Origin of the sequence: Gilliamella sp. Pas-s95, from assembly GCF_009795795.1 — a bacterium.
Taxonomy (GTDB): domain Bacteria; phylum Pseudomonadota; class Gammaproteobacteria; order Enterobacterales; family Orbaceae; genus Gilliamella; species Gilliamella bombicola.
The window spans coordinates 14,813-40,867 of sequence record NZ_WTFC01000006.1 but is presented as its reverse complement, the minus strand read 5'-3'; the positions used below and the strand labels follow the sequence as shown (position 1 = coordinate 40,867).

Annotated in this window: 25 protein-coding genes; 7 read left to right on the top strand and 18 right to left on the bottom strand. The window is 36.4% G+C overall.

Features of this window, described 5'->3' with window-relative positions:
* Positions 1-131 precede the first annotated feature (131 nt).
* Positions 132-2,006, bottom strand: coding sequence for a bifunctional glutathionylspermidine amidase/synthase (gss, locus tag GQ598_RS02650; protein ID WP_160402237.1), 1,875 nt, complete (start codon positions 2,004-2,006; stop codon positions 132-134).
* Between the two features lie 192 nt (positions 2,007-2,198).
* Between gss and ybeD the strand changes: the two genes are divergently transcribed.
* Together ybeD and GQ598_RS02640 are read left to right on the top strand one after the other, a co-directional pair.
* On the top strand, positions 2,199-2,465 hold the full coding sequence (gene ybeD / locus GQ598_RS02645; protein ID WP_085247195.1) for a DUF493 family protein YbeD: 267 nt from the start codon (positions 2,199-2,201) through the stop codon (positions 2,463-2,465).
* A 66-nt stretch (positions 2,466-2,531) separates the two neighbouring features.
* Complete coding sequence (locus tag GQ598_RS02640; RefSeq protein WP_160402236.1) at positions 2,532-3,809, top strand: bifunctional O-acetylhomoserine aminocarboxypropyltransferase/cysteine synthase; 1,278 nt, start codon at positions 2,532-2,534, stop codon at positions 3,807-3,809.
* Positions 3,810-3,869: 60 nt separating this feature from the next.
* Here the strand turns inward: GQ598_RS02640 and adk are convergent, their stop codons facing one another.
* The 11 genes from adk to putP all read right to left on the bottom strand — a co-directional run bounded on the left by adk (position 3,870) and on the right by putP (position 14,984).
* Entirely contained in the window at positions 3,870-4,514 is a 645-nt protein-coding gene (adk, locus tag GQ598_RS02635) for an adenylate kinase (protein WP_160402235.1), read from the bottom strand.
* Between the two features lie 38 nt (positions 4,515-4,552).
* Positions 4,553-4,804, bottom strand: coding sequence for a zinc-ribbon domain-containing protein (locus GQ598_RS02630; protein ID WP_160402234.1), 252 nt, complete (start codon positions 4,802-4,804; stop codon positions 4,553-4,555).
* A 3-nt stretch (positions 4,805-4,807) separates the two neighbouring features.
* The gene (gene der, locus GQ598_RS02625; protein WP_160402233.1) at positions 4,808-6,277 is read right to left on the bottom strand and encodes a ribosome biogenesis GTPase Der; all 1,470 of its coding nucleotides are present in this window, start codon (positions 6,275-6,277) and stop codon (positions 4,808-4,810) included.
* A gap of 32 nt (positions 6,278-6,309) precedes the next feature.
* The gene (gene bamB / locus GQ598_RS02620; protein WP_160402232.1) at positions 6,310-7,482 is read right to left on the bottom strand and encodes an outer membrane protein assembly factor BamB; all 1,173 of its coding nucleotides are present in this window, start codon (positions 7,480-7,482) and stop codon (positions 6,310-6,312) included.
* Between the two features lie 26 nt (positions 7,483-7,508).
* On the bottom strand, positions 7,509-8,270 hold the full coding sequence (locus GQ598_RS02615) for a tetratricopeptide repeat protein (RefSeq protein WP_160402231.1): 762 nt from the start codon (positions 8,268-8,270) through the stop codon (positions 7,509-7,511).
* Between the two features lie 18 nt (positions 8,271-8,288).
* A complete protein-coding gene (gene hisS, locus GQ598_RS02610; protein ID WP_160402267.1) occupies positions 8,289-9,563 on the bottom strand; it encodes a histidine--tRNA ligase in 1,275 nt (424 codons plus the stop codon).
* Positions 9,564-9,590: 27 nt separating this feature from the next.
* On the bottom strand, positions 9,591-10,700 hold the full coding sequence (gene ispG, locus GQ598_RS02605; protein ID WP_160402230.1) for a flavodoxin-dependent (E)-4-hydroxy-3-methylbut-2-enyl-diphosphate synthase: 1,110 nt from the start codon (positions 10,698-10,700) through the stop codon (positions 9,591-9,593).
* Positions 10,701-10,786: 86 nt separating this feature from the next.
* Positions 10,787-11,227, bottom strand: a complete 441-nt coding sequence (locus GQ598_RS02600; RefSeq protein ID WP_160402229.1) for a RodZ family helix-turn-helix domain-containing protein — start codon at positions 11,225-11,227, stop codon at positions 10,787-10,789.
* A 70-nt stretch (positions 11,228-11,297) separates the two neighbouring features.
* Positions 11,298-12,164, bottom strand: a complete 867-nt coding sequence (gene pdxY / locus GQ598_RS02595; RefSeq protein WP_160402228.1) for a pyridoxal kinase PdxY — start codon at positions 12,162-12,164, stop codon at positions 11,298-11,300.
* A gap of 4 nt (positions 12,165-12,168) precedes the next feature.
* Complete coding sequence (gene tyrS, locus GQ598_RS02590) at positions 12,169-13,440, bottom strand: tyrosine--tRNA ligase (RefSeq protein ID WP_160402227.1); 1,272 nt, start codon at positions 13,438-13,440, stop codon at positions 12,169-12,171.
* Between the two features lie 50 nt (positions 13,441-13,490).
* Positions 13,491-14,984, bottom strand: coding sequence for a sodium/proline symporter PutP (gene putP, locus GQ598_RS02585; protein WP_160402266.1), 1,494 nt, complete (start codon positions 14,982-14,984; stop codon positions 13,491-13,493).
* A gap of 248 nt (positions 14,985-15,232) precedes the next feature.
* On the opposite strand from putP, the gene nth reads away from it, so the two are divergent.
* Positions 15,233-15,871 (top strand): endonuclease III, encoded by a 639-nt coding sequence (gene nth, locus GQ598_RS02580; protein ID WP_160402226.1) that lies wholly within the window; start codon positions 15,233-15,235, stop codon positions 15,869-15,871.
* A gap of 6 nt (positions 15,872-15,877) precedes the next feature.
* Positions 15,878-16,420, top strand: a complete 543-nt coding sequence (smrB, locus tag GQ598_RS02575; RefSeq protein ID WP_160402225.1) for an endonuclease SmrB — start codon at positions 15,878-15,880, stop codon at positions 16,418-16,420.
* Between the two features lie 348 nt (positions 16,421-16,768).
* Here smrB and cgtA read toward each other — a convergent pair whose 3' ends face one another.
* From cgtA to rplU, 4 genes are all read right to left on the bottom strand, one after another.
* Entirely contained in the window at positions 16,769-17,932 is a 1,164-nt protein-coding gene (gene cgtA, locus GQ598_RS02570) for an Obg family GTPase CgtA (RefSeq protein ID WP_160402224.1), read from the bottom strand.
* Positions 17,932-18,897 carry a DMT family transporter gene (locus GQ598_RS02565; protein WP_160402223.1) on the bottom strand — a complete coding sequence of 322 codons (966 nt, stop codon included), beginning with the start codon at positions 18,895-18,897 and terminating at the stop codon, positions 17,932-17,934. The genes cgtA and GQ598_RS02565 overlap by 1 nt, the downstream gene beginning before the upstream one ends.
* Before the next feature lie 88 nt (positions 18,898-18,985).
* On the bottom strand, positions 18,986-19,246 hold the full coding sequence (gene rpmA, locus GQ598_RS02560) for a 50S ribosomal protein L27 (RefSeq protein ID WP_034915250.1): 261 nt from the start codon (positions 19,244-19,246) through the stop codon (positions 18,986-18,988).
* 15 nt (positions 19,247-19,261) lie between these two features.
* Positions 19,262-19,570: a 50S ribosomal protein L21 gene (gene rplU / locus GQ598_RS02555; RefSeq protein WP_025314436.1), complete on the bottom strand. Its 309-nt coding sequence runs from the start codon at positions 19,568-19,570 to the stop codon at positions 19,262-19,264.
* 231 nt (positions 19,571-19,801) lie between these two features.
* On the opposite strand from rplU, the gene narX reads away from it, so the two are divergent.
* From narX to GQ598_RS02540, 3 genes are all read left to right on the top strand, one after another.
* On the top strand, positions 19,802-21,619 hold the full coding sequence (gene narX, locus GQ598_RS02550; protein WP_160402222.1) for a nitrate/nitrite two-component system sensor histidine kinase NarX: 1,818 nt from the start codon (positions 19,802-19,804) through the stop codon (positions 21,617-21,619).
* Entirely contained in the window at positions 21,607-22,260 is a 654-nt protein-coding gene (gene narL, locus GQ598_RS02545) for a two-component system response regulator NarL (RefSeq protein ID WP_160402221.1), read from the top strand. Before narX ends, narL begins: the two co-directional genes overlap by 13 nt.
* A gap of 191 nt (positions 22,261-22,451) precedes the next feature.
* Positions 22,452-23,474, top strand: a complete 1,023-nt coding sequence (locus tag GQ598_RS02540; protein ID WP_160402220.1) for a DUF4272 domain-containing protein — start codon at positions 22,452-22,454, stop codon at positions 23,472-23,474.
* A gap of 180 nt (positions 23,475-23,654) precedes the next feature.
* Here GQ598_RS02540 and cysG read toward each other — a convergent pair whose 3' ends face one another.
* Together cysG and nirC are read right to left on the bottom strand one after the other, a co-directional pair.
* A complete protein-coding gene (gene cysG / locus GQ598_RS02535; protein ID WP_160402219.1) occupies positions 23,655-25,028 on the bottom strand; it encodes a siroheme synthase CysG in 1,374 nt (457 codons plus the stop codon).
* A gap of 234 nt (positions 25,029-25,262) precedes the next feature.
* A complete protein-coding gene (nirC, locus tag GQ598_RS02530; RefSeq protein WP_160402218.1) occupies positions 25,263-26,033 on the bottom strand; it encodes a nitrite transporter NirC in 771 nt (256 codons plus the stop codon).
* Positions 26,034-26,055: the final 22 nt, after the last annotated feature.

The following is a 26,055-nucleotide window of genomic DNA, read 5'->3' as shown; positions in this document are numbered from 1 at the left end:
ACGATTTATATAAACTATAAACAAAAACATATAACAAATTGTTTTATAAAAATTTTAATATCAATTATTACACCTATAACTAGTTACAAATTTATACTGAAACACATACTTTCCTGAAATTTTTTTTCTAATTATTTTAAAAAATCTTGATCTGTCAATACACGTAATGGTTGCATATCGCTTTCGCCTTTGATCACTAAAGTAGGATCAGAACGTAGACAAGTACCACCATAATGACCGCCCACTGTAAAAGTACATAATTGTAGATAGCGATCTTCGACTTTTGGTAAGCACCATAATTCTTGGTAAATATTTTCTTGCTTAGCAAAACGTCCAACGGTTTTATCAAGGATCTGTTCTTGATTACTTACTAATTGAATATCACTTCCACGACGCCCTGCTATTGGTTTTACGGCATAACCTTTTTTAATTAGGCTTTCATTAAGTTCGAACGTTGATTCTAATAAATAGCGATGATTTGGAAACAATGACCATAATACTGGCAAAATAGCTTTATTACTTGGAATCACCGTCCATAAGGGCTCAAAAACCGATACTTCTGGTCGCAGTAATACATCAATTAACCTGACCGTATTTTCTGGATGCCAAGTACGGATCGGCAAGCCGGCAATCTGAGCTTCACTTTCTTCACGAAGTTGATCTAATACAGTTTCCCAAGCCCATGTTTTCCAAACGCAGGTGACTTGGCGCTCTTCATCATCCACAAGTCGACCACGTTTATCCCATCTTAGCCCATTGAGTCCCCTCAAAATTTTACTGTCAAACCCTGCCTGAGTAAGGGCTGTTTGCATAAATAACGCATGATAATTTTCTTCACTGTCATCATCTTGCATGATATGAACAAAAGGTTGAGCATCACTATGCCGCCAACAGTTGGCTAAAGAATTGAGTAAGCCACAACCAGGATTAGTACCTATATTTAACCCAGCTTGATCCGCCCATTTTTGTAAAATATCCCCCGCTTCTGTATGACATGAAGCTGAATCGGCGTTATATTCATACACTTTTAAGCCGCGTTCATCCATACAAAAATCTAATCGTCCTGTTATCATTTGATAACGACGTTGCTGCCATGAAAGTCTTAACCTTGGCCATAGTATTTCGGGAATATTGAAGTTTTTTAACAGATCATTATTTTTTAAAACCTTGTCAGTCGCATGCAAATACATTAGATGTAATTCATTAGTAGCTCGAATTAATTCTTGCTCCGCACTTTCAGAAATCGTGAAATAACGATAATGATCATCATGACTAATAGCATGACCTGCAGCGAATATATAGGCATTTTCTAATGGATTTGACTCATTAAGCCATTTTTTTTCAAATTGCCCTTCGTTTTTAAGGTGAGCACTATGAACCGTCAATAATGGATTAGGAACTGTCGGTTGTGGCAAGCTGTGCTCTGTATCATCGGTTTGTATCATCCACCCTAAGATCTTGGTATCGTCAAACGTATCATGTAGTTGGTAGCCTTCGCTCGTTACTGACATTTGAAGTTCACGCGTCCATTGCTGTCCAATGGGTAATCGTATATGGATGACATTTTGTTCTGCAACTCGAACTTTATCTTCAAATACTTCAATGATAACCGCAACATGACCCGTTCTATCAAAAACACCGCCATCATCCCATATCAATAAAGAGCCTGCTTCTGGCTTTTTCTTACTACCATTGGCAAACGCCTGCAAAGGTAAAATCGCCTCGTTAACTACTTGTCTTAAAAAGCGTAACGAAAAAATTTCATGCGCCATCCCTACATCGCTAAACACAATCCCATAATTTAAAAATAAAAATCGCCTTGCAAATTCAACACATTGCCATTTATATCCCATATACTCATACCCACAATAGCTACGAAATGATGCATCATTGGGATACAGTTTTTTATCCAAGGTTTCATAATCAGATGAATAAATAGCAACGCCGCCTGGTGCATAACCTAGTAATGTGCCGAAAGGTTCTTTATGATTGGACTTAGATAACATGATGTTTAGCCTTATTGGTAAATAGCAAGATACATTTATTTTACTATGCTAGAATTTCCTTATCATAGCTCAAAATATATACTTAAAAAAGCAATGTTTATTGTTCGTTACTTGAAGAATGCTAAACCGCCTATATATACTAATCATTCTTGATACCGATACATCGAACCAGTAACTGAGAAAATTAATATTATGCAACCAACAAAATTAAATGAATTATTAGAGTTTCCATGTTCTTTTACCTATAAAGTTATGGGGGAAGCTAAGCCTGAACTTGTCGACAAAGTAGTATCCGTGATCCAGCGGCATGCTCCGGGTGATTATACGCCATCAATTAAACCGAGTAGCAAAGGTAACTATCATTCGGTTTCAATTACAATCAATGCTACCCATATTGATCAAATCGAGAACCTTTATAAAGAATTAGGCGAAATCGATATTGTAAGAATGGTTTTATAATACTTTACTTTTTTGATATTTTTTGCACAAAATAGAGCCTTATTATTATAATTAAGAGGCTCTCATATGAAACCAGAAACAGCCGTTCTTCACGCAGGCTATAATCCTGAACCAACAACTCACTCAGTCGCTGTACCAATTTATCAAACAACTTCTTATGCCTTTGATGATACTCAGCATGGCGCCGATCTCTTCGATTTAAAAGTAGCCGGTAATATTTATACACGAATTACTAATCCAACTAATGCCGTACTTGAAACTCGTGTCGCTACACTTGAAGGCGGTATTGGCGCATTATCAGTAGCATCAGGCATGGCAGCCATCACTTATGCTATTCAAGCCATTACTTTTAGTGGTGAAAATATTGTTTCTGTATCAAAACTATATGGCGGTACTTATAATTTACTTGCTCACACTTTACCCAATTTTGGTATTACAACAAAATTTGCTCCACATGATGATCTTGAGGCAATTGAAAAACAAATTGATGATAAAACTAAAGCAATATATTGTGAAAGCATTGGTAATCCTGCCGGCAATATTGTTGATTTAACTGCGCTCGCAACTATTGCACATCGTCATGGTATCCCTTTAATTGTTGATAATACTGTTGCAAGCCCTGCTCTTTGCCGTCCATTTGAATTTGGCGCCGATATTATAGTTCATTCTTTAACTAAATACATTGGTGGGCATGGTAATAGTTTAGGTGGGATGATTGTTGACTCAGGTAAATTTCCATGGAAAAAGTATGCTGACAAATATCCAATGTTAAATCAACCTGATCCATCTTATCATGGCGTTTCATATACTGAAACATTTGGCGATGCCGCCTATATTGCTCGATGTCGTGTCATTCCATTACGAAACATGGGAGCAGCATTATCACCATTCAATACTTTTTTATTGTTACAAGGTCTCGAAACATTATCTTTACGAATAGAGCGACACTGCCAAAATACACTTAAAGTTGCCAAATACCTAGAATCTCATCCACAAGTTAGCTGGGTGAATTACGCAGGTCTTGAGAGTCATCCAGAACATCACTTAGCAGTAAAACAGATGGATAATGGCTTACCTGCAGGAATTTTATCATTTGGTATAAAGGGTGGTAAGCAAGCAGGAGCTAAATTTATTGACGCTTTAAAGTTGATTATTCGCTTGGTGAATATTGGAGACACACGATCATTAGCTTGTCATCCAGCATCAACAACACACCGTCAACTTAATGATGAAGAACTGAAAAAAGCGGGAGTCAGCCAAGAAATGATTCGTTTATCAATTGGTATTGAACATATTGACGATATTATCGCAGATCTAGAACAAGCCCTTAAAGCAACGCAATAATATAATTAACAGAAAAAGCAAGATAGATTTAAATATCTTGCTATTTAAATTGATAACCAATTATCCTAAAATTTTAGCTAATTCTTTTGTTACATCAGCAACAGGCTGGGTCCCATCTACACGGAAATAGTGTGTGCGCCCTTCTTTGGCTTCATGCTGGTAATAACTAATAAGTGGTTTAGTTAGCTCGTGATATTCAACAAGTCGTTTACGCACAATATCTTCATTATCATCTTTGCGAATAGTCAGCGGTTCACCAGTGACATCATCAATATTTTCAACTTTAGGTGGATTATGACGAACATGATAAACACGACCTGAAGCAGCATGAATACGTCTTCCACTCATACGATCAATAATTACAGCATCAGGCACATCAAATTCAAGCACATAGTCTACATCAATACCTGCCGCTTTCATGGCATCTGCTTGAGGAACGGTGCGAGGAAAACCATCTAACAAAAAACCATTTGCGCAATCGCTTTGTGCAATACGCTCTTTCACTAATGCAATAACAAGTTCATCGGTAACCAATTTACCCGCATCCATCAATTCCTTTGCTTGCAAGCCAAGCGCTGTACCCGCTTTTACTGCTGCACGCAACATATCACCAGTTGAAATTTGGGGAATACCGTATTTTTGCATAATAAATTGTGCTTGGGTTCCCTTTCCTGCTCCTGGTGCGCCTAATAAAATAATTCGCATAAAATAACCTCTTATGGCTTTAATATAGATAATATCTTCTATTCTGATAAATAATGAAATATCACCTTACTGCTGGAGATTAAACCATCAGTTGGGCAAATATAGTTCACCGATCCGCAGCCCTTAATCATCTGCGCTTTTTGCTGACATGTCGGGCAAATATATTGTTCAAAATAATCTTGCTTACAATGAAGACAATTAAAATGTTGAGGCGAAATAATACTCATTTTATGATGACACTTTGGGCAAATGCCTTCTTGCCCCTGCTCAACTGCCAGTGATTTTGACATAAACTATTTTCGGCCTCTAACATGTTTCATCAATCGGCGTCGTTTGCGTTGCTGTGATGCGGTTAAACTATTTTTCCGCCCTTCAAATGGGTTAGCCCCTTCTTTAAACTGAATTCGAATTGGTGAGCCCATAATTTTTAGCGAGCGTCTAAAATAGTTCATCAAATAACGCTTATAGGAATCAGGCAAGTCTTCAACTTGATTACCATGAATAACGACAATAGGTGGATTATACCCCCCAGCATGCGCATATTTTAATTTAACACGACGCCCTCGCACCAAAGGAGGCTGATGATCATCTTGTGCCATTTGCATAATCTTAGTCAATAAGGCGGTGTTGACACGGCGCGTTGCACAATCATACGCTTCTTGAATGGAGTCAAATAAGTTACCAACACCACTACCATGCAAGGCAGAAATAAAATGTACACGAGCAAAATCAATAAAGTCTAGCCTATCATCTAGTGTTGTTTTCACTTGCTCTTTGATATCTTGTGATAAACCATCCCATTTATTAACAGCTATCACAAGTGAGCGCCCACTATTAATAATAAACCCTAGTAATGATAGGTCTTGATCGGATATACCTTCACGGGCATCTATAACTAAAATGACAACATTAGCATCTTCAATGGCTTGTAACGTTTTAATGACGGAAAATTTTTCAACGGTTTCGGTGACTTTTCCACGCTTACGAACACCAGCGGTATCAATCAAGATATACTCTCGTTCATCACGTGTCATGGGGATATAGATACTGTCACGCGTTGTGCCAGGCATATCATATACAACAACGCGCTCTTCCCCTAAAATTCGATTAGTTAGTGTTGACTTACCCACATTTGGACGCCCCACTATAGCAACTTTTATAGGTTGGTTAATTAATGATTCTGTATCATCAAGATCGGAATCATCATAACATTGAGATAAGTCGTTAGATTGTTCATCGTCATCAAAATCGCTATTTTGTTCATCATCAAACTGAAAAATAGGATCTAATACGGTTTCAATTAACGAGCTTACACCTCGACCATGGCTAGCTGCAATAGGATGAATTTCACCCAATCCTAAGCCGTAAAAATCAGAAATTGCAGTATCGGCATCAATACCATCAATTTTATTAGCTACTAAAAAAGTGGCTTTTTGACGAGAACGTAAGTGTTTAGCAATAGCATGATCGGCAGGCATCGCACCCGCTCTAGCATCAACCAAAAAAAGAACAATATCGGCATCTTCTATTGCTTGCAGGGATTGTTCAGCCATAAAGCTTTCAACCCCATCTTCAGAGCCATCAATACCACCAGTATCAATCAAGATATATTCATGGCCCTTAATTTCTGCTCTTCCATACTTACGATCACGAGTTAATCCAGGAAAGTCAGCCACTAAGGCATCTCGGGTTCGCGTTAACCGATTAAATAAAGTCGACTTTCCAACATTTGGACGACCAACAAGTGCTACAACAGGTACCATGTTTATTCTCTAAATTACTTTAATTTTGTATATTAATTTTTTGTAAAAGCGTAAATATCACCATTTTTAGCTTGAACAATCACTTTATTGTCTACTACTAATGGTTTAGATATTAATCCGCTACTACTTACTTGTGTTTTTGCGACAAGTTCACCATTTTCAGCATTTAGCCAATATAGGTAACCTTCAAAATCACCAAACACAACATAATTTTGGTAGATCACTGGATCAGTTAACTGACGATGAGCAAAGTTTGATTGAGTCCAAAGTTCACTGCCACCATTCTTAGCAATAGCTTGCACGTTGTCGTTTTGGTCAATAACAAATAATCGATTGGTATCAACAGCAAAGCTATGAATAGAGCCAAGTTCTTTGCGCCAAACTGGTTGACCGTCACTTAAATTAAGCGCAACGACGCTACCATTATAACCAACGGAATAAACTAAATTACCTTCAACTACAGGTGTAGAATCCACATCATTTAATTTTGCAATTTCAGTAGAGCCCGATGGTTGTGAAATACGCTGTTGCCAAATTAATTGACCATCATTAATGTAGTGAGCATTTACTCGACCATTATCATCGCCAACAATAGCTGCACCATGAGCAATCGTCGGTGTAGAGTTACCTCTTAGCGACAATGCAGGAACTTCGAAGGATACATCCCACAAATTGTCGCCTGTATCACGATTAAGACCTTGAAGAATACCGTTTGCCGTATGGATAATTAATTTATCTTCGGATGGTACAGGTCGAGCAAGCACCTCGCCTTTTACTGTTTTTTCCCACACGGTTTTACCGTCTTGACGATCTAACGCATACACAACAGCACGCTCACTGCCCACATAGACATATTTATCATCAGCACTTACACCACCAGAAAATAGTGCTGTTTTACTGCTAAAAAGTGTACTCTGTGATAGGTTTACATCCCACAATGTGTTACCGCTCGATAAATCAATGGCTTTAACTTGCCCACTACGACTTGCTGCATAAATAGCATTATCATAATTAATCGGACCTAATAATGAATAAATATGAGTATTGCCGGCAGTGCTATTTCGCCACACTTGTTGAATAGGAAATTGGTTGTTTACCGTTGGGGACGGGGAAACTTGAACTATTTCTTCTTCCCCACCGAATAAAGAACACCCAGCAAGTGAAAACATAAAAACACCAGTAAAAAGATATTTTGATAACTTCATTGTATAGACCCTTATAGCAGGATAAATTAATTGTTACTTCCTTCTGTTTCAGCTTGTTTTGCTTTCGCCTCTTGCTCGGCTTTTTGTTTCGCTGCTTGAACTTCTTGTTCTGCCTTTTCTTGGGCTGCTTGTTGGGCTTCTTGTTCAGCTTGTTGTTTTGCTTTTAAATATTCAGCTTGATTCAGCTTCATTTTAATGTTTTCTACTAAATCTGGAGTTGGTGAAGAAGTTAAAGCCACGTTATAAGCATCAACCGCTTCAACATAACGCGTCATTTTAACCAATACATCACCACGAAGATCATTAATTACTGCGCTCCAATTTTCATTAGCAACACGGTTTAGTGTTGTTAAGCTTTCTTGATATTGACCTTGTTGATACTGTAAACGTGCGATACGAATATTAATAATTGTTTTAATTGGTTCTGAACTGGTTTTCTTTAATGCATCAACCAATAATACTTCTGCACCAGGGTAATCTTTTAAAACTTCGACATAAAATTTGGCCGCACGTAAATTAGCAAACACACCGTAAATTGTGTCATTGTCTTTAGCAAAAGAGACGAGTTCATTAACAGAATCTGTTTTAGTATTATCTAATTGAGCAATTAGTTGTTCATACTTATCTGAATATTCTATCGCCTTTTCAGCTTTATATGACTGCCAATAACGCCAACCATAAAAGGCTAATAATCCGATCACAAGGACTGCAACCATCATCTTCCATGTTTTAGCAAAAAAGCCCTTTATCTCTTCAAGTTGTTCTTCACTCGATAACTGATGACTCACGTTTTTCTCCTATTTCTTTTACTTTATCGACAAGCAAGTTTGGACAACGTCTTTTTGTGCAACTTCAACTTGTTTGCCTGTTTGTAAATTTTTAATCATAACTGACTGATTAGCTAGTTCATTTTCACCAATAATGACAGCTATTTTAGCACCTAATTTATCAGCCTTGGTAAATTGTTTCTTAAAATTACTACTACCGTAATTCGTCATGATTCGCCAGTTAGGTAAACCATCTCGTAACTGCTCTGCAATATTTTGTGCAACTGAAATAGTCTTTTCATCGCCAGACGAAATCATATAAACATCAATTGAATTATCACAATTTAGCGATGGATTAACAGCTTGAACCAATAACACTAAACGCTCAACACCCATTGCAAAACCAACTGCGGGGGTCGATTGTCCACCCAGTTGACTAACTAGCCCATCATAACGACCACCACCACACACGGTACCCTGCGCACCTAAACTACTGGTTACCCATTCAAAAACAGTTCGATTATAGTAATCTAATCCACGCACTAATCTTTGATTAATATTGTATTTTATTCCAGCATTATCCAATAAACGACATAACCCTTCAAAGTGCTGTTTAGATTCTTCATCTAAATAATCAAACAGTTTTGGTGCCTGATTAAGTAGTTCTTGTACGACTGGATTTTTTGAATCAAGAACACGCAATGGATTAGTATACATTCTACGCAAACAATCTTCATCCAATTTGTCTTTATGTTGCTCAAGAAAAGCAACTAAAGCATTTCGATAATTAGCTCTTGCCTCTAGTGAACCAATCGAGTTAAGTTCTAAAGAGGTATGCTTTTCAATACCTAAAGCTTTCCAAAAACGTGCAGTTAAAAGGATAAGTTCAGCATCAACATTTGGTCCTTCAAGCCCAAAGACTTCAACACCAAATTGATGAAATTGACGATAGCGCCCTTTCTGCGGTTTTTCGTAACGAAAAGCAGGCCCTAAATACCAAAGACGCTGTTCTTGATTGTAAAAAAGACCATGTTCAATGCCAGCACGAACACAACCGGCAGTAATTTCAGGGCGCAGGGTAATGCTTTCATCATTACGATCGTTAAAAGTATACATCTCTTTTTCAACAATATCGGTAACTTCACCAACAGCTCGTTTAAATAGCGCAGTATCTTCAACAATCGGCGTTCTAATTTCGTTATAGCCATAGCTGTTTAATACACCTTTGACAATTTTTTCGATCTGTTGCCAACTTGTACTGTCTGTTGGGAGTAAATCATTCATCCCTCGTATAGATTGGATTTTTTTCTCTATCATTTATTTATTCGCTATTTAATAAAATTATAATTCAGTTGCTGCAATTCTGTTTTTCAAAACTAATGCTTTAGCACGAATTTTAGCTTCTAGTTCATCAATCATTTGTTCATTATCAATACGGCCAATACGCACACCATCTTCATAAAAACCGCTTTTATTATGACCACCAGCAACGCCCATTGTTGAAGCTAACGCCTCACCGGGGCCATTAACGACACAACCAATAATAGATACATCCATTGGCGTAATAATATCTTCTAATCGCTGCTCTAATGCATTGACGGTATTAATCACATCAAACTCTTGGCGCGAACAGGTTGGACAGGCAATAAAATTAATACCACGAGCCCGTATACGCAGTGATTTTAAAATATCAAATCCAACTTTCACTTCTTCCGTAGGATCGGCAGCTAAAGATACTCGGAGTGTATCGCCAATTCCTTCTGATAGCAATAATCCCAATCCAATAGCCGATTTAATTGCGCCACTCCGCACGCCACCAGCCTCAGTTATGCCTAAGTGTAATGGTTGCTTAATTTGCTTAGCTAACAAACGATAAGCGTCAACTGCAGTAAACACATCAGATGCTTTTACACTAACTTTAAACTGTTCAAAATTAAGTCTATCCAGTATATCGACATGACGCATTGCTGACTCGACAATCGCTTTGGGAGTGGGCTCGCCATATTTCTCTTGGATATCTTTTTCTAGTGAACCTGAATTAACCCCAATACGTATTGGAATATTTTTATCTTTTGCACAATCAACAACCGCGCGGATCCTTGATTCATTACCTATATTGCCTGGGTTAATTCTTAAACAATCAACCCCATATTCAGCCACTTTTAAAGCAATACGATAATCAAAGTGAATATCAGCAATCAGTGGTACGTTTGCTTGCTGTTTAATCAATTTAAACGCTTCGGCTGCATCCATCGTTGGAATGGAAACACGCACAATATCCACTCCAACACGTTCAAGTGCGTGAATTTGAGCTACCGTTTTTTCGATATCTGTAGTACGAGTATTTGTCATCGATTGGACAGCAATAGGCGCCCCCCCACCGATGGGCACTTTGCCGACGTAAATTCGAGTAGATTCTCGTCTAATAATAGGTGAATCTTGATGGCTCATAACATGCCTAATTATATAACAAAATAACTAGCTGGCAATCTTAACAAGATTTAAAGCAAATGTCTGTATGAGAATAAGAAAATTTGCTAACTGTTAACATGATTGGAGGGAGATGGTGAAATATAATGACTTACTTCGACAAAATGGCTTTTATTGTCTTTATTAATATAATATAAAGTTACACCAAGTGCACCAAGAAGAATAAATATACTGATAAAGATAAGAGGAGTCTTTCTTGTTTTTCTCGTCATAAATGCTTGTGTTTGAAATTTTTTTTGTTGGGACTTAGATTGTTTGGTTAATTGATCAAGATAAGGCTGATATTGATCTACTGATAAGCCAACAACTTCTGCATAAGAACGAATATAACCTTTAACAAACACAAGAGGGGCATGAGGTAATTGGTCTTTTTCGATATAATCAATTACCGTTTTTCGCACATGAATTTTATTGGCAATATCATCTTGAGTTAATCCCATTTTTTCCCGTAAATCCGCGAGCATTACCCCTAATGAAATATCGTCCATTATCCCCTCATAAATTCAATGCTAATCGTTAGTCAATTTTATCTTTACATATTTTTACACATTTTAATAATTAATCAATTTTTTTCGCATTAAACCATTGAGTAGGCTTTTCTATTTCATTTTGAGCAGCAACTAATTGTAGTTCATACTCATCTTGCTTTAAGGTTTCGAGCATAACCGCATACACCGCTGAAGTAGTATGTTCTAGGGCTTCGACCAATGATTTTCCAAGTAAAATATTAGCTAAAAATAATCCACTTGTCATATCACCAACACCAACAGGTTGTCTTACGCCAAAATCAACTAATGGACGATCAATATGCCATGCGTCATCTTGAGTCACTAGCAACATTTCAAAACGATCAATTTTATATCCAGCTCGGCTTAAATGTTTAACTAAAATCGCTTTAGGCCCTTTTTTACATAACTTTCGACAAGCTAAAATAGCTTCTTCAACATTATTGATACGTTGTTTACCATTTAGCTCTTCAAGCTCCAAAATATTTGGTGCCATCATATCTGCCATAGGCAACGCAGTATTACATAAAAACTCTGATACACCTGGGGCAACAAAACATCCTTTTTCTGGATGTCCCATTACTGGATCGCAAAAATAAATAGCATTTGGATTAACCGCTTTTACTTTTTTAACAATCTCAATAATAGCATTGCCTTGCTCAGGTGATCCCATATAGCCACTTAATACCGCATCACAACGTTTTAGTTCATCAATTTCATGAATTCCATCAGCAATCTCAGTTAAATGAGATGCAGACATTACCGTTCCAGTCCATTGGCGATATTGAGTATGATTAGAAAATTGTACAGTGTTTAAAGGCCAAACATTTACACCTAATCGACGCATAGGAAATTCCGCTGCGCTATTTCCAGCATGACCAAAGACTACATGTGACTGGATCGATAAAATATTTTTCATAAAATTAATTCCAAATTAGCAAACAGTAATATTTTTTACCGCGACGAAGTAAAGTATAACGATTAAAAAGTTTATCGCTATCAGCAAAACGGTAATCTGTTGTTGTATTTCTTTCACCATTAACTGAAATGGCATTGGATTCAATCATCGTTCTTGCTTGCCCTCTTGACGGAGCAAACTGCGCATTAACGATTGCTTGTTGTAAATCAACATCACTTTCAACAACTAACGTCGGCATACCATCTTGGGCTAACTGCTCAAAATCAGCTTCAGATAAATCCATTAACTTACCAGAAAATAGGCTTTCTGTAATACGTTTTGCTGCAATGAGTCCATTCTCACCATGAACTAAACGAGTAACTTGTTCAGCAAGTACATATTGAGCTCTTGGTGCAACACCACTATTTTTATCTTCTTCTTCCAATGCGTCAATTTCACTTAACGGCATAAATGTAAAGAATTTTAAGAATCGATAAACATCCGCATCTGCCGTATTAATCCAGAATTGATAAAATTTATACGGACTGGTCTTTTTAGGATCAAGCCATACTGCACCACTTTCAGTTTTACCAAATTTAGTCCCATCTGATTTAGTGATTAATGGTACAGTTAAACCATAAACTTGTTTTTGATGTAAGCGACGAGTCAAATCTATACCAGCGGTAATATTTCCCCACTGATCAGATCCACCTATTTGTAAAACAACGTCATGCGATTGATTCAAACAAGCAAAATCATACGACTGTAATAAACTATAAGAAAACTCAGTAAATGAGATCCCTACCTCGTCACGATCAATACGTTGCTTAACTGATTCTTTATTGATCATCGCATTAACCGAGAAATACTTACCAACATCACGTAAAAATGTCAGCACATTCATACCACTAAACCAATCGTAGTTATTGGCAACAATTGCCGCATTTTCACCACAATTAAAATCTAAAAATGGTGAAACTTGTTGTTTAATTTTTTCACTCCACTCAACCACTGTCTCTTCAGTATTGAGTTTTCGCTCAACGGCTTTAAAACTTGGATCACCAATTAATCCTGTTGCTCCACCGACTAAAGCTACAGGTTTATGTCCAGCTAATTGAAAGCGCTTTAAACAAAGCAACGGTACCAAATGTCCAAGATGCAAGCTATCGGCTGTTGGATCAAAACCACAATAAAGCGCAATAGGATTTTTTTCAATTTGTTCTACTAGTGCTTTTTCATCGGTAAGCTGCGCAATCAGTCCACGCTCTTGCAGTTGTTTGATCACATTTTTTGTCATATATTCTACCTATTAAATTTTATTACGTTTATATTCTACTTTAATGAAATTTATACTGTTTTATTATGATAACGTTTATACGCTTGTTTAAAATGATCTTCCACTATTTCATTAGGTTTTTTATCACATAAGCTAAACACAACAATCGCAATTGAAGCAAATAAAAACCCAGGAATGAGAGAGTATAGATTAAACCAATTAAAATTAATCCAAAGCAATACGGTTACTGCACCAATTATCATACCAGCTAATGCGCCATTACGAGTCATTCGTGACCAAAATACCGAAAAAACAATAATTGGGCCAAACGCTGCACCAAATCCAGCCCAAGCATGGCTGACTAAATCAAGTACGCTATTATTTGGATTAATGGCTAATAAAATCGCAATAACTGAAACTAATAACACCATTATACGCCCAACCCAAACAAGTTCTTTTTGTTTTGCTTTTGGTCTAAAAAAGGCGCGGTAAAAATCTTCCGTTATAGCACTAGAACAAACTAATAGCTGGCAACTTAATGTGCTCATTACCGCAGCTAAAATAGCTGCAAGCAATACACCTGCAATCCAAGGATTAAATAATAACTTTGAAAGCTCAATAAAAATGCGTTCATGTTTGCCGTTATTAATCAAATAGACAAACTCTGGATGATTAGAGAAAAAAGCAATACCAAAAAAGCCAACCGTAATAGCTCCAGCTAAGCATAAAATCATCCAAGTCATACTAATTCGGCGTGCATTTTTCATCACCTCATGGGAATCTGCTGCCATAAATCTGGCTAAAATATGGGGTTGACCAAAATAACCCAGTCCCCAACCTAACAATGAAATAATGGCGATAAAATCCATGTGAGCAAATAAATTGGTGTAATCAGGATTAAGCGATTCAATATATGCCATTGCATCAGAAAAACCCCCAGCATTCACCATAACCATAATGGGTGTTAAAATAAGTGCAAACATCATTAAACTTGCTTGAATAGTATCAGTCCAGCTTACAGCTAAAAAACCGCCAATAAAAGTATAAGCAATTGTTGCACCAGCACCTGCAAGCATTGCCCAACCATAACTCATACCAAACGTACTTTCGAATAATTTTGCGCCAGCAACCACACCAGAAGCACAATAAATAGTAAAAAAGATAAGAATAATCACCGCAGAAATAATGCGAAGTAAAGAACTTTTATCATCAAATCGACGAGCAAAATAATCAGGTAATGTTAAAGAGTTATGGTTGATTTCGGTAAAAACACGCAACCTTCCAGCAATCAGTAACCAATTGAGATACGCGCCAATTATCAAACCAATGGCAATCCAACTTTGTGATATACCAAACAAGAAAACCGCGCCAGGTAACCCCATTAATAACCAACCACTCATGTCTGAAGCACCTGCTGAAAGTGCTGTGACCACACTACCAATACGGCGTCCACCTAGAATATAATCACCAAAGTTTTGCGTTGCACGAAACGCAAAAAAACCGATCGCAATCATCCCTAAAATGTACACAGCAAAGGTGACAATCATTGGTAACGACATTTTTATAACAAACCTTGTATTATGAAATTAAATAGTGGGCTAGCTTATCACAAAAAGCCCATGCTAAAAAGCAGACGATTTATGTATTTGAGTGAATAAAAATTAGATGATATTGTTATTTGGTAAAATTACAATCTACATATATCGTTGATAGCCAAAACTAAAACGTCTATAAAAACTAAATTTAACTTACAGATAAACTGCAAATACAGTATATAATACCAAATAAACTATTTTGGGATATTAATTATTTAGTGAAACAATCAACTCGAATTCAAATTTTAGACAGACTAAAAGATCATATTAAAGATCCAACCACCGAGCTTGTATACCAAACGCCATTTGAATTACTTATTGCTGTTGTTTTATCAGCTCAAGCAACCGATGTAAGCGTCAACAAAGCAACAAAACCGCTTTTTGCTGTAGCCAATACAGCACAACAAATTTTAGCACTTGGCGTTGATCAATTAAAAAGTTATATTCGTACCATTGGGCTTTATAATAGTAAAGCTGAAAACATTATAAAAACATGTCAAATTTTAGTAGATAAATATCAAGGCGAAATACCAGAAAATTTCGATTCACTTATTGAGTTACCTGGTGTGGGTAGAAAAACAGCCAATGTTGTGTTAAACACCGCTTTTGGTTGGCCAACCATTGCCGTCGATACGCATATATTTAGAGTAAGTAACCGTACAGGTTTTGCACCTGGTAAAACTGTCGAAGCAGTTGAAGAAAAATTGCTGAAGGTCGTACCCAAAGAATATAAAATAAATTGCCACCACTGGCTAATATTACACGGTCGTTATACCTGCATTGCCAGAAAGCCTAGATGCGGTTCTTGCGTTATAGAAGATTTGTGTGAATTTAAACAAAAAGTTTACCCAGAGTGAAAATTAATGCCAAATAAATTTAATTTAGACCAAGATGACATAAACTTGTTTAAAAATAGTATTGGTAACACCAAAAAGCTAAAACAAGATACTATTATTCATAAACCGGTGAAACGCTCAAAAAAAATAATGGAAACACAAAAACTACAACATGAAAAAACACATGCTGAGTTTTATTTTTCCGATAATTATCAACCGCTATTGCAACAAGATCCTATCCGCTATAGTCGAGAAAATGCCGATCCCTATGAAGTAAAAAAATTACGCCGTGGATTTTATGAACCAGAATTTTTTTTGGATTTACATGGACTCACTCAGCAAGAGGCTAAAAAAGAGATTGCAGCGCTTATCGCCGCGTGTTTACGTGAAAGAGCCCATTGCGCATGCATCATGTATGGGCATGGAAAAAATATATTAAAAACACAAACACCCATGTGGCTTGCACAACACCCTCGCATTATGTGTTTTCACCAAGCACCCAAAGAGTTTGGCGGCAGCGCAGCATTACTCATTTTATTTGACATCAACAATGAATTAGCAAATAACTAGTATTTGAAAATAAAACAGTTATGAATAACCCAAAAATAAAAAAGCCAGCTTAGCGATGCTAGTCTGGCAAACATTGGAAGCAATGTGAGCAATGTCATACTTTTTCAGAAGCTGTTTAGGCTCTAACAAAGTACATAATAATGATAATGATTCTCATTACTAAAAGCAAGCATTTTTTAAGCTTTCCTAAATTAAATGAAAATAAATACCTGACTCACTTATCTCATAAGACAAGTTTTATATTCAACCATATAAAAAATAAGCAGAAAATTTCTTTTCTGCTTTTATTGCTTTTATAAAAGGATTTTACACAATAGCTAAATCAAGATAAAAAGACCGTAATACTGATTATTTTTGATAAATAAATTCTACGCCCTCTTCATCACTTTCATCCCAATCATCAAAATCATCTTCATCAAAAGCTTCATCCATTGCTTGTTGATGATAATCATCCCACATAAATTCAACTTTTTCGGGTGATGATTTTTCTTGTTCGGCTTCTCGTGGATGAGCATTGATATATTCCATTAAATCCCAGCATAACGCTTTAACACCTTCTTGATTAATGGCAGAAATAACATAATATTTATCCTGCCAGTCAAGCGCCTTAGCAATTTCAGCCGCACGTTTAGCACTCTCTTCAGGCCCTAATACATCCATTTTATTAAATACTAACCAACGTGGTTTATTCGCTAATTTTTCACTATATTGTTGAACTTCTTGAATGATTACTTTAGCGTTTTCTATCGGATCTGATTCATCTACTGGCGCCATATCAATTAAATGAACTAAAACACGACAGCGTTCAAGGTGTTTTAAAAACCGAATACCAAGCCCTGCGCCATCTGATGCACCTTCAATCAAACCTGGAATATCAGCAACAACAAAACTTTGCTCATTATCCATTCGAACAACACCCAAACTAGGTACTAAAGTGGTAAATGGATAATCGGCAACTTTCGGTTTAGCCGCTGAAACAGCGCGAATGAAGGTTGATTTACCAGCATTAGGCAAGCCTAACATCCCCACATCAGCAAGCAATAATAATTCTAATAGCACATCACGCTTTTCACCCGGGGTACCATCGGTTTTTTGTCTTGGCGCACGATTAACCGATGATTTAAAACGTGCATTACCCAAACCGTGAAAGCCACCTTTGGCAACTAACACTTTTTGTTGATGATGCGTTAAATCACCGATAATTTCGCCAGTATATTTGTCCGTAATACGTGTTCCCACGGGCACTTTAACAGTAATATCTCGACCACGTTTACCCGTACAATCAGAACCTTGTCCATTTTGACCTCGTTCTGCGCGATAATTTTTTTCAAACTGGAAATCAACAAGTGTGTTTAAATTTTCATCAGCAATAAAAAAGACATCACCACCATCACCACCGTCGCCACCATCAGGGCCACCTTTTGGTATATACTTTTCTCTGCGAAAACCGACACAACCGTTTCCACCATCTCCTGCTTCAACTCGAATTGATGCTTCATCAACAAATTTCATTATTCTTCCCCTTTATTGCGGTTAATTAGCCAGCCTTTTCTTGGATGCCAAAGGTAATGCCCAATGGTGGCAAACATTGCGCCCGCAACAACAGACACTGCGCCAATATAACCTAAAATATTTAAATATTGCATAGCAAACTTTTCAGGCCAAATTAATGCAAACAAATCTGAAAAGATAAGTGCAAATAATGGTGTTAAGGTTGTTATAGCACTCACTTGTGCGGCTTGCCACCTTTCCATTGCCATCACTAACGCCCCGTAAGCAATAATGGTATTCAAACCACAAAATATGATAGCAAACAGTTGCGTTGCATCAGCATTGGCTACTTTACTTGGTGAAGTAAAAGGCAACAAAAATACAGTGCAAATAAGATAGATTAACCAAAGTAATTGTTCTGCACGTAATTTTCGTAATAGCACTTTTTGGGCAAGCGCATAGCAAGCCCACGATACAGAAGCCAATAAACCAAGCCAAACACCAATACCATACGCAGACATATTAGAAAAAAGATCGACAATATTTTTATTAAAAAATAGTACAAGCCCAGTGAGTAAAACTAAAATACCAATAATCTGCGTCGGTCTTAGTCGCTCTTTAAAAATAAAAGCACTTGAAATCATAAATATCACAATGCCAGTTTGCCCAACCACCTGCGCTGTTGTAGCAGAAAGATACTGAACAGCACTTGCAAATAATGCAAAATTACCCAACAATCCAAATCCAGCAACCATCAATAAAATAAAACGGCGACGTTTTTTAAACATCATTAAATTAGGAAATTGCTTTTTGTAAGCCAACCAAATGGTAATTCCAAGTGCTGAAATAGCCAATCGCGACCAAGCTAACGTCAATGGATCAACAACCACTAGCGCATATTTCATTGCAACTGGCACAATGCCCCACATCACTGCAGTTAACATGGCAAGTGCAAAACCTAATTTAACATTTTGCTGTTTTATCATATCGCCATCAATTTTATATAAATTTCAAGAAATGAAAAAAGCCCCACAATAACTGTGAGGCTTCTATAACTTTTGAACCGCTTTTAAATTAGCTATTAGCAACTACACTAACATAACGACGGTTTTTAGGTCCTTTAACTTCAAACTTTACTTGTCCATCAATTAAGGCAAATAGAGTATGGTCACGACCACAACCTACATTAGTACCTGGGTGGAATTGAGTTCCACGTTGACGAACTAAAATGTTACCAGCAAGAACTTCTTGACTACCATAACGTTTAACACCTAAACGTTTACTTTGGGAATCACGACCATTACGTGATGAACCACCAGCCTTCTTATGTGCCATTGTTCGATACTCCTATTAAGCGATTGCAGTGATCTTCACATCAGTGAACCACTGACGGTGACCTTGTTGTTTACGATAGTGTTTACGACGACGGAATTTAACAATTTTCACTTTATCGCCACGACCGTGCTCAACAATTTCTGCTTTAATTGTTGCACCTTCAACAAACGGAGCACCAACTTTGATGTCTTCACCATTTGCTACCATTAAAACTTTATCGAAAACAACTTCTGCACCTGTTTCGACTTCAATTTTTTCCAAGCGAACGACTTGTCCTTCGCTAACTCGGTGTTGTTTACCACCACTTTGGAAAACTGCGTACATACTTAACTCCGCAATAAAAAGCAGACGATTACTTGATTAAACATATATGTCTGCGCGATTAATCTTATAGGGCGTGAATTTTACGCAAAATTTATCCTTGTTGCAAGCGCTGTTTACCAAAAGATCGCAAAAAGTGATAAAAAAGATCAGCGATATACTGTTTTTCAAGCTACAATCATAAATTACAATTTATCTTCAAAATAAAATTATAAAATAATGTTGAGTGTTCATATGCCGAAAAAAAAATTTCGCTACACTGCATCAATTATTAATCGTTTAACGCTATTAATGTTTTTTTTAGGTGCTATTGCTTTAGTCGCATTATCGTTTTCAATTCAAGTAGCCAATGATGCAAAAGGTGGTGCATATATGGTCAATCAATTGGGGTTACTGAGAATGAAAAACTACCAACTACTGACCATGATTCCACTCAATGAAAAAGAGTATGACCGTTTAAATATTTTTATGGATATTTCTTCATCACAACAACATTTAATGATCTTAAAACGCTACAACTTAATTAATGAATTTAATCAATTAGAAATCGACTGGAAAACACAACTTACTACCAAAATAAAGCAAGCACAAAAAATTGATGATATAAAAACTGATATCGAAAACTATGTTAATCGTATTAATCATTTGGTACATAGAATTGATCAAAAAACCGAAAACAAAATTTATTATATTTCACAAATACAACTATTATTTATCATTATCATCATCTGTTTTTTAATTATTCAAATTTATTACTTACGTCACCACCTCCTTGCTCCATGGAAAAAACTGATTAAGATGGCTGACGCAATTTCTAATCACGATTTTAGTCAACGATTTAATATTGGAACAAAAAAAGATGAATTTGATCTATTAGGATTAGCTTTCAATAAAATGTCAGCACAGATCGAATCACAATATTTATTGCTAGAAAAACAAGTTATTGAAAAAACAGCCAAATTACAAGAAACCAATAAAATTGTTTCGTTTCAATATCAAGCAACCAAGCAATTACATACGTCAGAACCACTGTGTGAACGTTTTTTAAAAATACTACGTAAATTAGAAGATTTAGTGCCATTAACACAATTTCAAATTCGCTTTTATGAATCCGATGATCCTAACCACTATCAACAAATCAGTTACGATAATCAACACAAACTACCTTACTGCCAAAACTCCAAATGTAGTGCTTGTTTAACCACAACAACGTCTTATCAACAAAATGGTTTTCAGCGTTATTGGTATCTTCAAGAAAATGGGGAAAAATATGGGATATTATTTGCGTTGCAACCAACAGAAGTAATATTAACTAATGAACAAGAAAGCTTAATTATGGGACTAATTGAACAAATGACCACCGCAATGAAGCTAGAAAGAAAAGTTGAACAACAAAAACAATATTTATTAATGAAAGAGCGCTCAGCCATGGCTAGAGAGCTACATGATTCGATAGCGCAATCACTATCTTGTTTAAAAATACATCTTAGCTGCTTACAAATGCAGTCAGATTTAACATCTCAAAACAGTATTGATTTATTAGCAACCATGCGTAAAGAGATCAATATCACCTACTCTCAGTTACGAGAACTGATTACCTCTTTCCACTTACGCCTTAATCAAACTGGATTTTATGCCAGCTTAATGGAGTTAATTGAAGAATTTAATCAAAAGTTACAATTCAAAATTCAGTTTGAATACCACTTGCCACTTAATATTATCAATAGTAAATATGCTTTTCATTTATTACAAGTAATTCGGGAAGGACTTAATAATATATACAAACATGCCAAAGCTTCACATGCCTCAGTGAGTTTAAAAATAGATGATAACCAAATCATCTCTATTTACATAAAAGATGACGGTATTGGTTTACAAAATGATTTAAAAAAAGATAATCATTATGGTCTAATTATTATGCGTGATAGAGTCGAAATACTAAATGGCAATTTAGCAATAGATAGTAATCCCAACCAAGGAACACAAATTGTGGTAACATTCAAAGCGAACAAAACCATTCCATTACAGATGAGTAAAAAATGGAACAAATAAATAGTTCAATACTTCTTATTGATGATCACCCAATGTTAAGAAATGGTGTAAAACAGTTAATTAATACAGTAAACCATTTTGAAGTTGTAGGGGAAACAGGCTCTGGTATAGAAGGCATTAAGCTAGCAGAAAAACTCGACCCCGATATTATTTTGCTTGATATCAATATGCAAGATGTTAACGGGTTAGAAATATTACGCTATTTGAGAGAGAAAAATATCTCTAGCCGTATTATTATATTTACAGTATCAGATGCGAAAGAAGATATTATCACAGCACTAAAAAACGGCGCAGATGGTTATTTATTAAAGGATATGGAGCCTGAAGATTTTCTAAAATCGCTACATGATATTTCGATAGGCAAGCTCATTATGGATAATGCTATTTCGCATATTATCCTCAATTATATGCGTCATAACAAAGAGCCAATTACAAAGCAAATACATGATGTCAGCTTGTTAACACCAAGAGAAAATGAAATTTTTAATTTACTAGTCCAAGGATTATCAAATAAATTGATTGCGAAAGAACTTGGTATCGTAGAAAGTACAGTGAAAGTACACATCAAAAGTATATTCAAAAAACTTAATTTTAAATCCCGAATGGAAATGACCGTATGGTATTTACAAAGTAAGGAATAAAATTATCCATTGAAAAATAAAAATAGATAAATCTTCATGCGTTATCCTTAATAAGATAATTATCAAACACAAAAATGGAGCATGGTCATTCAAAACTACAAAAGTACAATAACTTATAATAGAATTGGATGAACAAATAGCCGCTAGTTATAGCCATAAAACACACAAAATCTAAAATAGGAATGTTTGAAATGCCAATATTGATCAATGCTTATTCTACAGTAACACATCCACCAGCCATTGATTTCCCTTGTGAACGTTTATATCATCGCGGATTAGATGATTCTGAATTGATGAAACACCTTGATGGTTTTATCGGTTATGTCATGCAAGCAGGAGATGGGCAGATGAATTCACATCGTTATGCTTTGTATCGCCATATCCAACGAGTTAAACATCAATTTGCCTTTGAGATTGAAGAAGATAATTTCGGTGAATTTACCACTTGGGGCTGGCAGGCAAATGCCATTATATTGATGCCGGATGGAACTATTCGTAATCCTGATGGAGATGTATTACAATATCCTGATGGTGATATTGATTTAGATGCAGTTATCCCTTACCCACCAGAAGCATTAAAGCGCAAAACAAAAACGGAGCAGTATTTAGCCAAATTGGGATTGCATACGCCGACACATTTACCACCGGTTATTGCCGAATCCGAAGTAATTCTTAGAACGCCTGATGAGGTAACTAAACGTGCTTTAGCGATAATGTTAACAGGTATTCAAGCTGAAAGTTTTCGCGAGAATGATCCGATTAATCCAATGGAATTTAAAGAACGTTGCCCAATAGGATTTGCGGCTTTATCAAATAATGAACATGACTTTATTTATAGCGGGCAACCAACAGAGCAAGATGTGATCGATATGTCTTGGAAATATGAGGCTCTATTACCTTTACAATGGGCGATCAATTGGCAATCTGAGCTCCCTTTTGCTGATACTTTTTGCGATGTTTCATCGCTAGTTGACGAAGGAATGCAACATAATGAGCAAGACATGTCTACAGTGACCTTAAGACCTGTTAGTGAATTGTTAGATGCTTTAGATTTGCACTACCGCTTACATTGGATAACCACAGATTTTCGAATGAAAGATAAGCAACCACCTGCATCGATTATAAGTGATGTTATTCAAGAACGCCATTATGCATTAAATTGGTTAACTTGCTTTGAAAATGCAGATTGGGATGATGTTGATACCCCAACCTGATATTTTTATCTCATCATTTAGCTAGCATCATGCCCATATTAAATTGATAGCTACTTTATTCATTGGCTAATGATCTATTTCATTAGCCGTTTTTTAAAGTTAATAACTAAATTTTTAATAAGTGGCAAGAAAATATAATTTTAGAATTGCGCATAACTAAAACTAACATATCTATTCCGCTTAATGTTCAGAAAACCAACTGAGCTTTTCACGTAATGCCACAACAGGTCCAATAATAATTAAACTTGGGCTACAAGCTTGCAAAGATAATTGTGTTAAATCACATAATAATCCCGATACTACTTTTTGTTTTGTCGTAGTGCCTTCTTCAACAATAGCTACCGGCGTATTTGCATTCATACCATGCTTAATTAATTGTTTTTCAATATTTTCAGCTTGCGACAATCCCATGTAAAAGACTAACGTCTGTTTTTCAGCCGCTAGGCTTTGCCAATCAAGGTGACTACCATCTTTTAAATGACCAGTGATTAAACGCACACTATGGGCATAATCTCGATGCGTTAATGGGATGCCGCTATAGGCAGAGCAACCTGAAGCGGCTGTAATTCCAGGTACGACAGAAAAAGGAATATCAGCGTTAAATAATGTTTCAAGCTCTTCACCGCCACGACCAAAAATAAAGGGATCGCCGCCCTTTAAGCGTACAACACGCTTACCTTTTTGCGCTTGCTGTAAAAGAATCTGGTTTATTTGATCTTGAGGAACACAATGGAATCCGGCTCGTTTACCAACAAATACACGCTTAGCATCTCGACGAGCAAGATTCATAATGTCATCTGAGACCAATCGATCATAGACAATAATATCCGCTTGTTGGATCTGTTGTAATCCCTTTAGCGTCAATAATCCCGCATCACCAGGCCCTGCGCCAACTAAAACCACTTCGCCACGGGCATCAAGCGATGTATCAAATAACTCATTCGTGAGTTTTTCAACATCATCAAAATCACTATTAGCAAGCGCTTGCGCTAATCTATCATGCGAAAAGAGTCTTTCCCAAAAACGACGTCGTTCCGTCATTGTATGGTAGGTTAGTTTAACTTTATCGCGTAAATAACCAGCATATTTAGCTAATTTACCTAAATGTTGGGGTAATATAGACTCTAGTTTTTCGCGCAATAATCTGGCCAAAACAGGAGCATGCCCTTCTGAAGAGACAGCAACCATAATAGGAGAACGATCAATAATTGAAGGCATAATAAAACTTGCCGCTTTAGGCGCATCAACAACATTACAAAAAATACATCGTTTTTCAGCCTCAATACTCACTTTTTGATTAGTCTCTTGGCAATCTGTCGCAGCAATGACTAGCCACTTATTATCAAGTAATTCAGCATTAAATTCCCCTTGAGCTAGGGTAAGTTGTTTTTGCTCATGCCAACACATAAATTGTTCATTAAATGTTTGCGCATTCACTGTGATACGGGCACCCGCTTCAAGCAATAATCGCGCCTTACGTTCAGCGACTTCACCACCACCGACTAATAAACAATCACGGTTTTCTAACTTACAAAATAGGGGGAAATAATCCATAACACCTCAAAATAGAACATTCTCTGTTTAAAAAAACCACCAACACCTAGCCTCTAATAATAGAACTTTATTGATTAGCCTACTTTTAATCACCCCGCTATTTTGTATCATTAATAACAATTAACACAAAATAGAAGACTAAACAATTTAGTACTTTTTAAAAGAAGGGGAATTATTCACTATACATTCCCCTCCTAGGTTGATTATGGTAATAACATCTCGTTAATTAAGTGGTTATGCTGGGCGCTCTGCTTTCGGCGTTGAATACCAATATCCTAGCCCCATAAATAATGCGCCAGATACAAGATTTCCTAATGAAACCCATAACAAATTATAACCAATTCCAGCTAATGTGTAAGCATCACTATGATGACCAAACCACGAAAGAGCAAATAAGGTCATATTTGCAACCGAGTGTTCATAACCACAAGCAATAAATGCTAATAAACACCACCAAATAGCAATAAATTTTGCTGATCCTTCAACTCGATTAGCCATCCAAATTGCTAAACAAACTAGCCAGTTACATAACACACCTCTAAAAAATAATGCAGACGCCGTAGCCGATGTTTTGGCTAATGCTGCGGTATGAACCAAGCTGGTATCAGTGGATAATAAAGGCGTTGCCGCATAACAATACAATGCAGCTACAAAAATTGATCCTAATAAATTACCTAACCATGTTTGCGGTAATACTAACCACATTTGGCCATGGGTAATTTTTTTGCATTTAACGCCAAGCGTTAAAAACATAGTATGCCCAGTAAATAATTCCGATCCGGCTATAACAACCAACGTTAATGCAATACCAAACGTTGCTCCCATAACTAACGGTCTGATTGCTGGATCAACAAGATTTCCTAAAGTAAAAATTAAAATAATACCAAGCCCTACATAAGCCCCAGCCATAGCAGAACTTACCCAAAAACCAAATGGATTTGTTTTTGCCAAACGAATAATGCGCGCAGCATTGGCTGCACATTTATTAATTGTTTCTGTATACATAACAACTTTGTCCTTTTAAAAG

Coding starts and splice junctions, on each gene's coding strand:
- gss (WP_160402237.1), bottom strand. CDS start 2,006: ATGTTATCTAAGTCCAATCATAAAGAACCTTTCGGCACATTACTAGGT.
- ybeD (WP_085247195.1), top strand. CDS start 2,199: ATGCAACCAACAAAATTAAATGAATTATTAGAGTTTCCATGTTCTTTT.
- GQ598_RS02640 (WP_160402236.1), top strand. CDS start 2,532: ATGAAACCAGAAACAGCCGTTCTTCACGCAGGCTATAATCCTGAACCA.
- adk (WP_160402235.1), bottom strand. CDS start 4,514: ATGCGAATTATTTTATTAGGCGCACCAGGAGCAGGAAAGGGAACCCAA.
- GQ598_RS02630 (WP_160402234.1), bottom strand. CDS start 4,804: ATGTCAAAATCACTGGCAGTTGAGCAGGGGCAAGAAGGCATTTGCCCA.
- der (WP_160402233.1), bottom strand. CDS start 6,277: ATGGTACCTGTTGTAGCACTTGTTGGTCGTCCAAATGTTGGAAAGTCG.
- bamB (WP_160402232.1), bottom strand. CDS start 7,482: ATGAAGTTATCAAAATATCTTTTTACTGGTGTTTTTATGTTTTCACTT.
- ispG (WP_160402230.1), bottom strand. CDS start 10,700: ATGAGCCATCAAGATTCACCTATTATTAGACGAGAATCTACTCGAATT.
- GQ598_RS02600 (WP_160402229.1), bottom strand. CDS start 11,227: ATGGACGATATTTCATTAGGGGTAATGCTCGCGGATTTACGGGAAAAA.
- pdxY (WP_160402228.1), bottom strand. CDS start 12,164: ATGAAAAATATTTTATCGATCCAGTCACATGTAGTCTTTGGTCATGCT.
- tyrS (WP_160402227.1), bottom strand. CDS start 13,440: ATGACAAAAAATGTGATCAAACAACTGCAAGAGCGTGGACTGATTGCG.
- smrB (WP_160402225.1), top strand. CDS start 15,878: ATGCCAAATAAATTTAATTTAGACCAAGATGACATAAACTTGTTTAAA.
- cgtA (WP_160402224.1), bottom strand. CDS start 17,932: ATGAAATTTGTTGATGAAGCATCAATTCGAGTTGAAGCAGGAGATGGT.
- GQ598_RS02565 (WP_160402223.1), bottom strand. CDS start 18,897: ATGATAAAACAGCAAAATGTTAAATTAGGTTTTGCACTTGCCATGTTA.
- rpmA (WP_034915250.1), bottom strand. CDS start 19,246: ATGGCACATAAGAAGGCTGGTGGTTCATCACGTAATGGTCGTGATTCC.
- rplU (WP_025314436.1), bottom strand. CDS start 19,570: ATGTACGCAGTTTTCCAAAGTGGTGGTAAACAACACCGAGTTAGCGAA.
- narX (WP_160402222.1), top strand. CDS start 19,802: ATGCCGAAAAAAAAATTTCGCTACACTGCATCAATTATTAATCGTTTA.
- narL (WP_160402221.1), top strand. CDS start 21,607: ATGGAACAAATAAATAGTTCAATACTTCTTATTGATGATCACCCAATG.
- GQ598_RS02540 (WP_160402220.1), top strand. CDS start 22,452: ATGCCAATATTGATCAATGCTTATTCTACAGTAACACATCCACCAGCC.
- cysG (WP_160402219.1), bottom strand. CDS start 25,028: ATGGATTATTTCCCCCTATTTTGTAAGTTAGAAAACCGTGATTGTTTA.
- nirC (WP_160402218.1), bottom strand. CDS start 26,033: ATGTATACAGAAACAATTAATAAATGTGCAGCCAATGCTGCGCGCATT.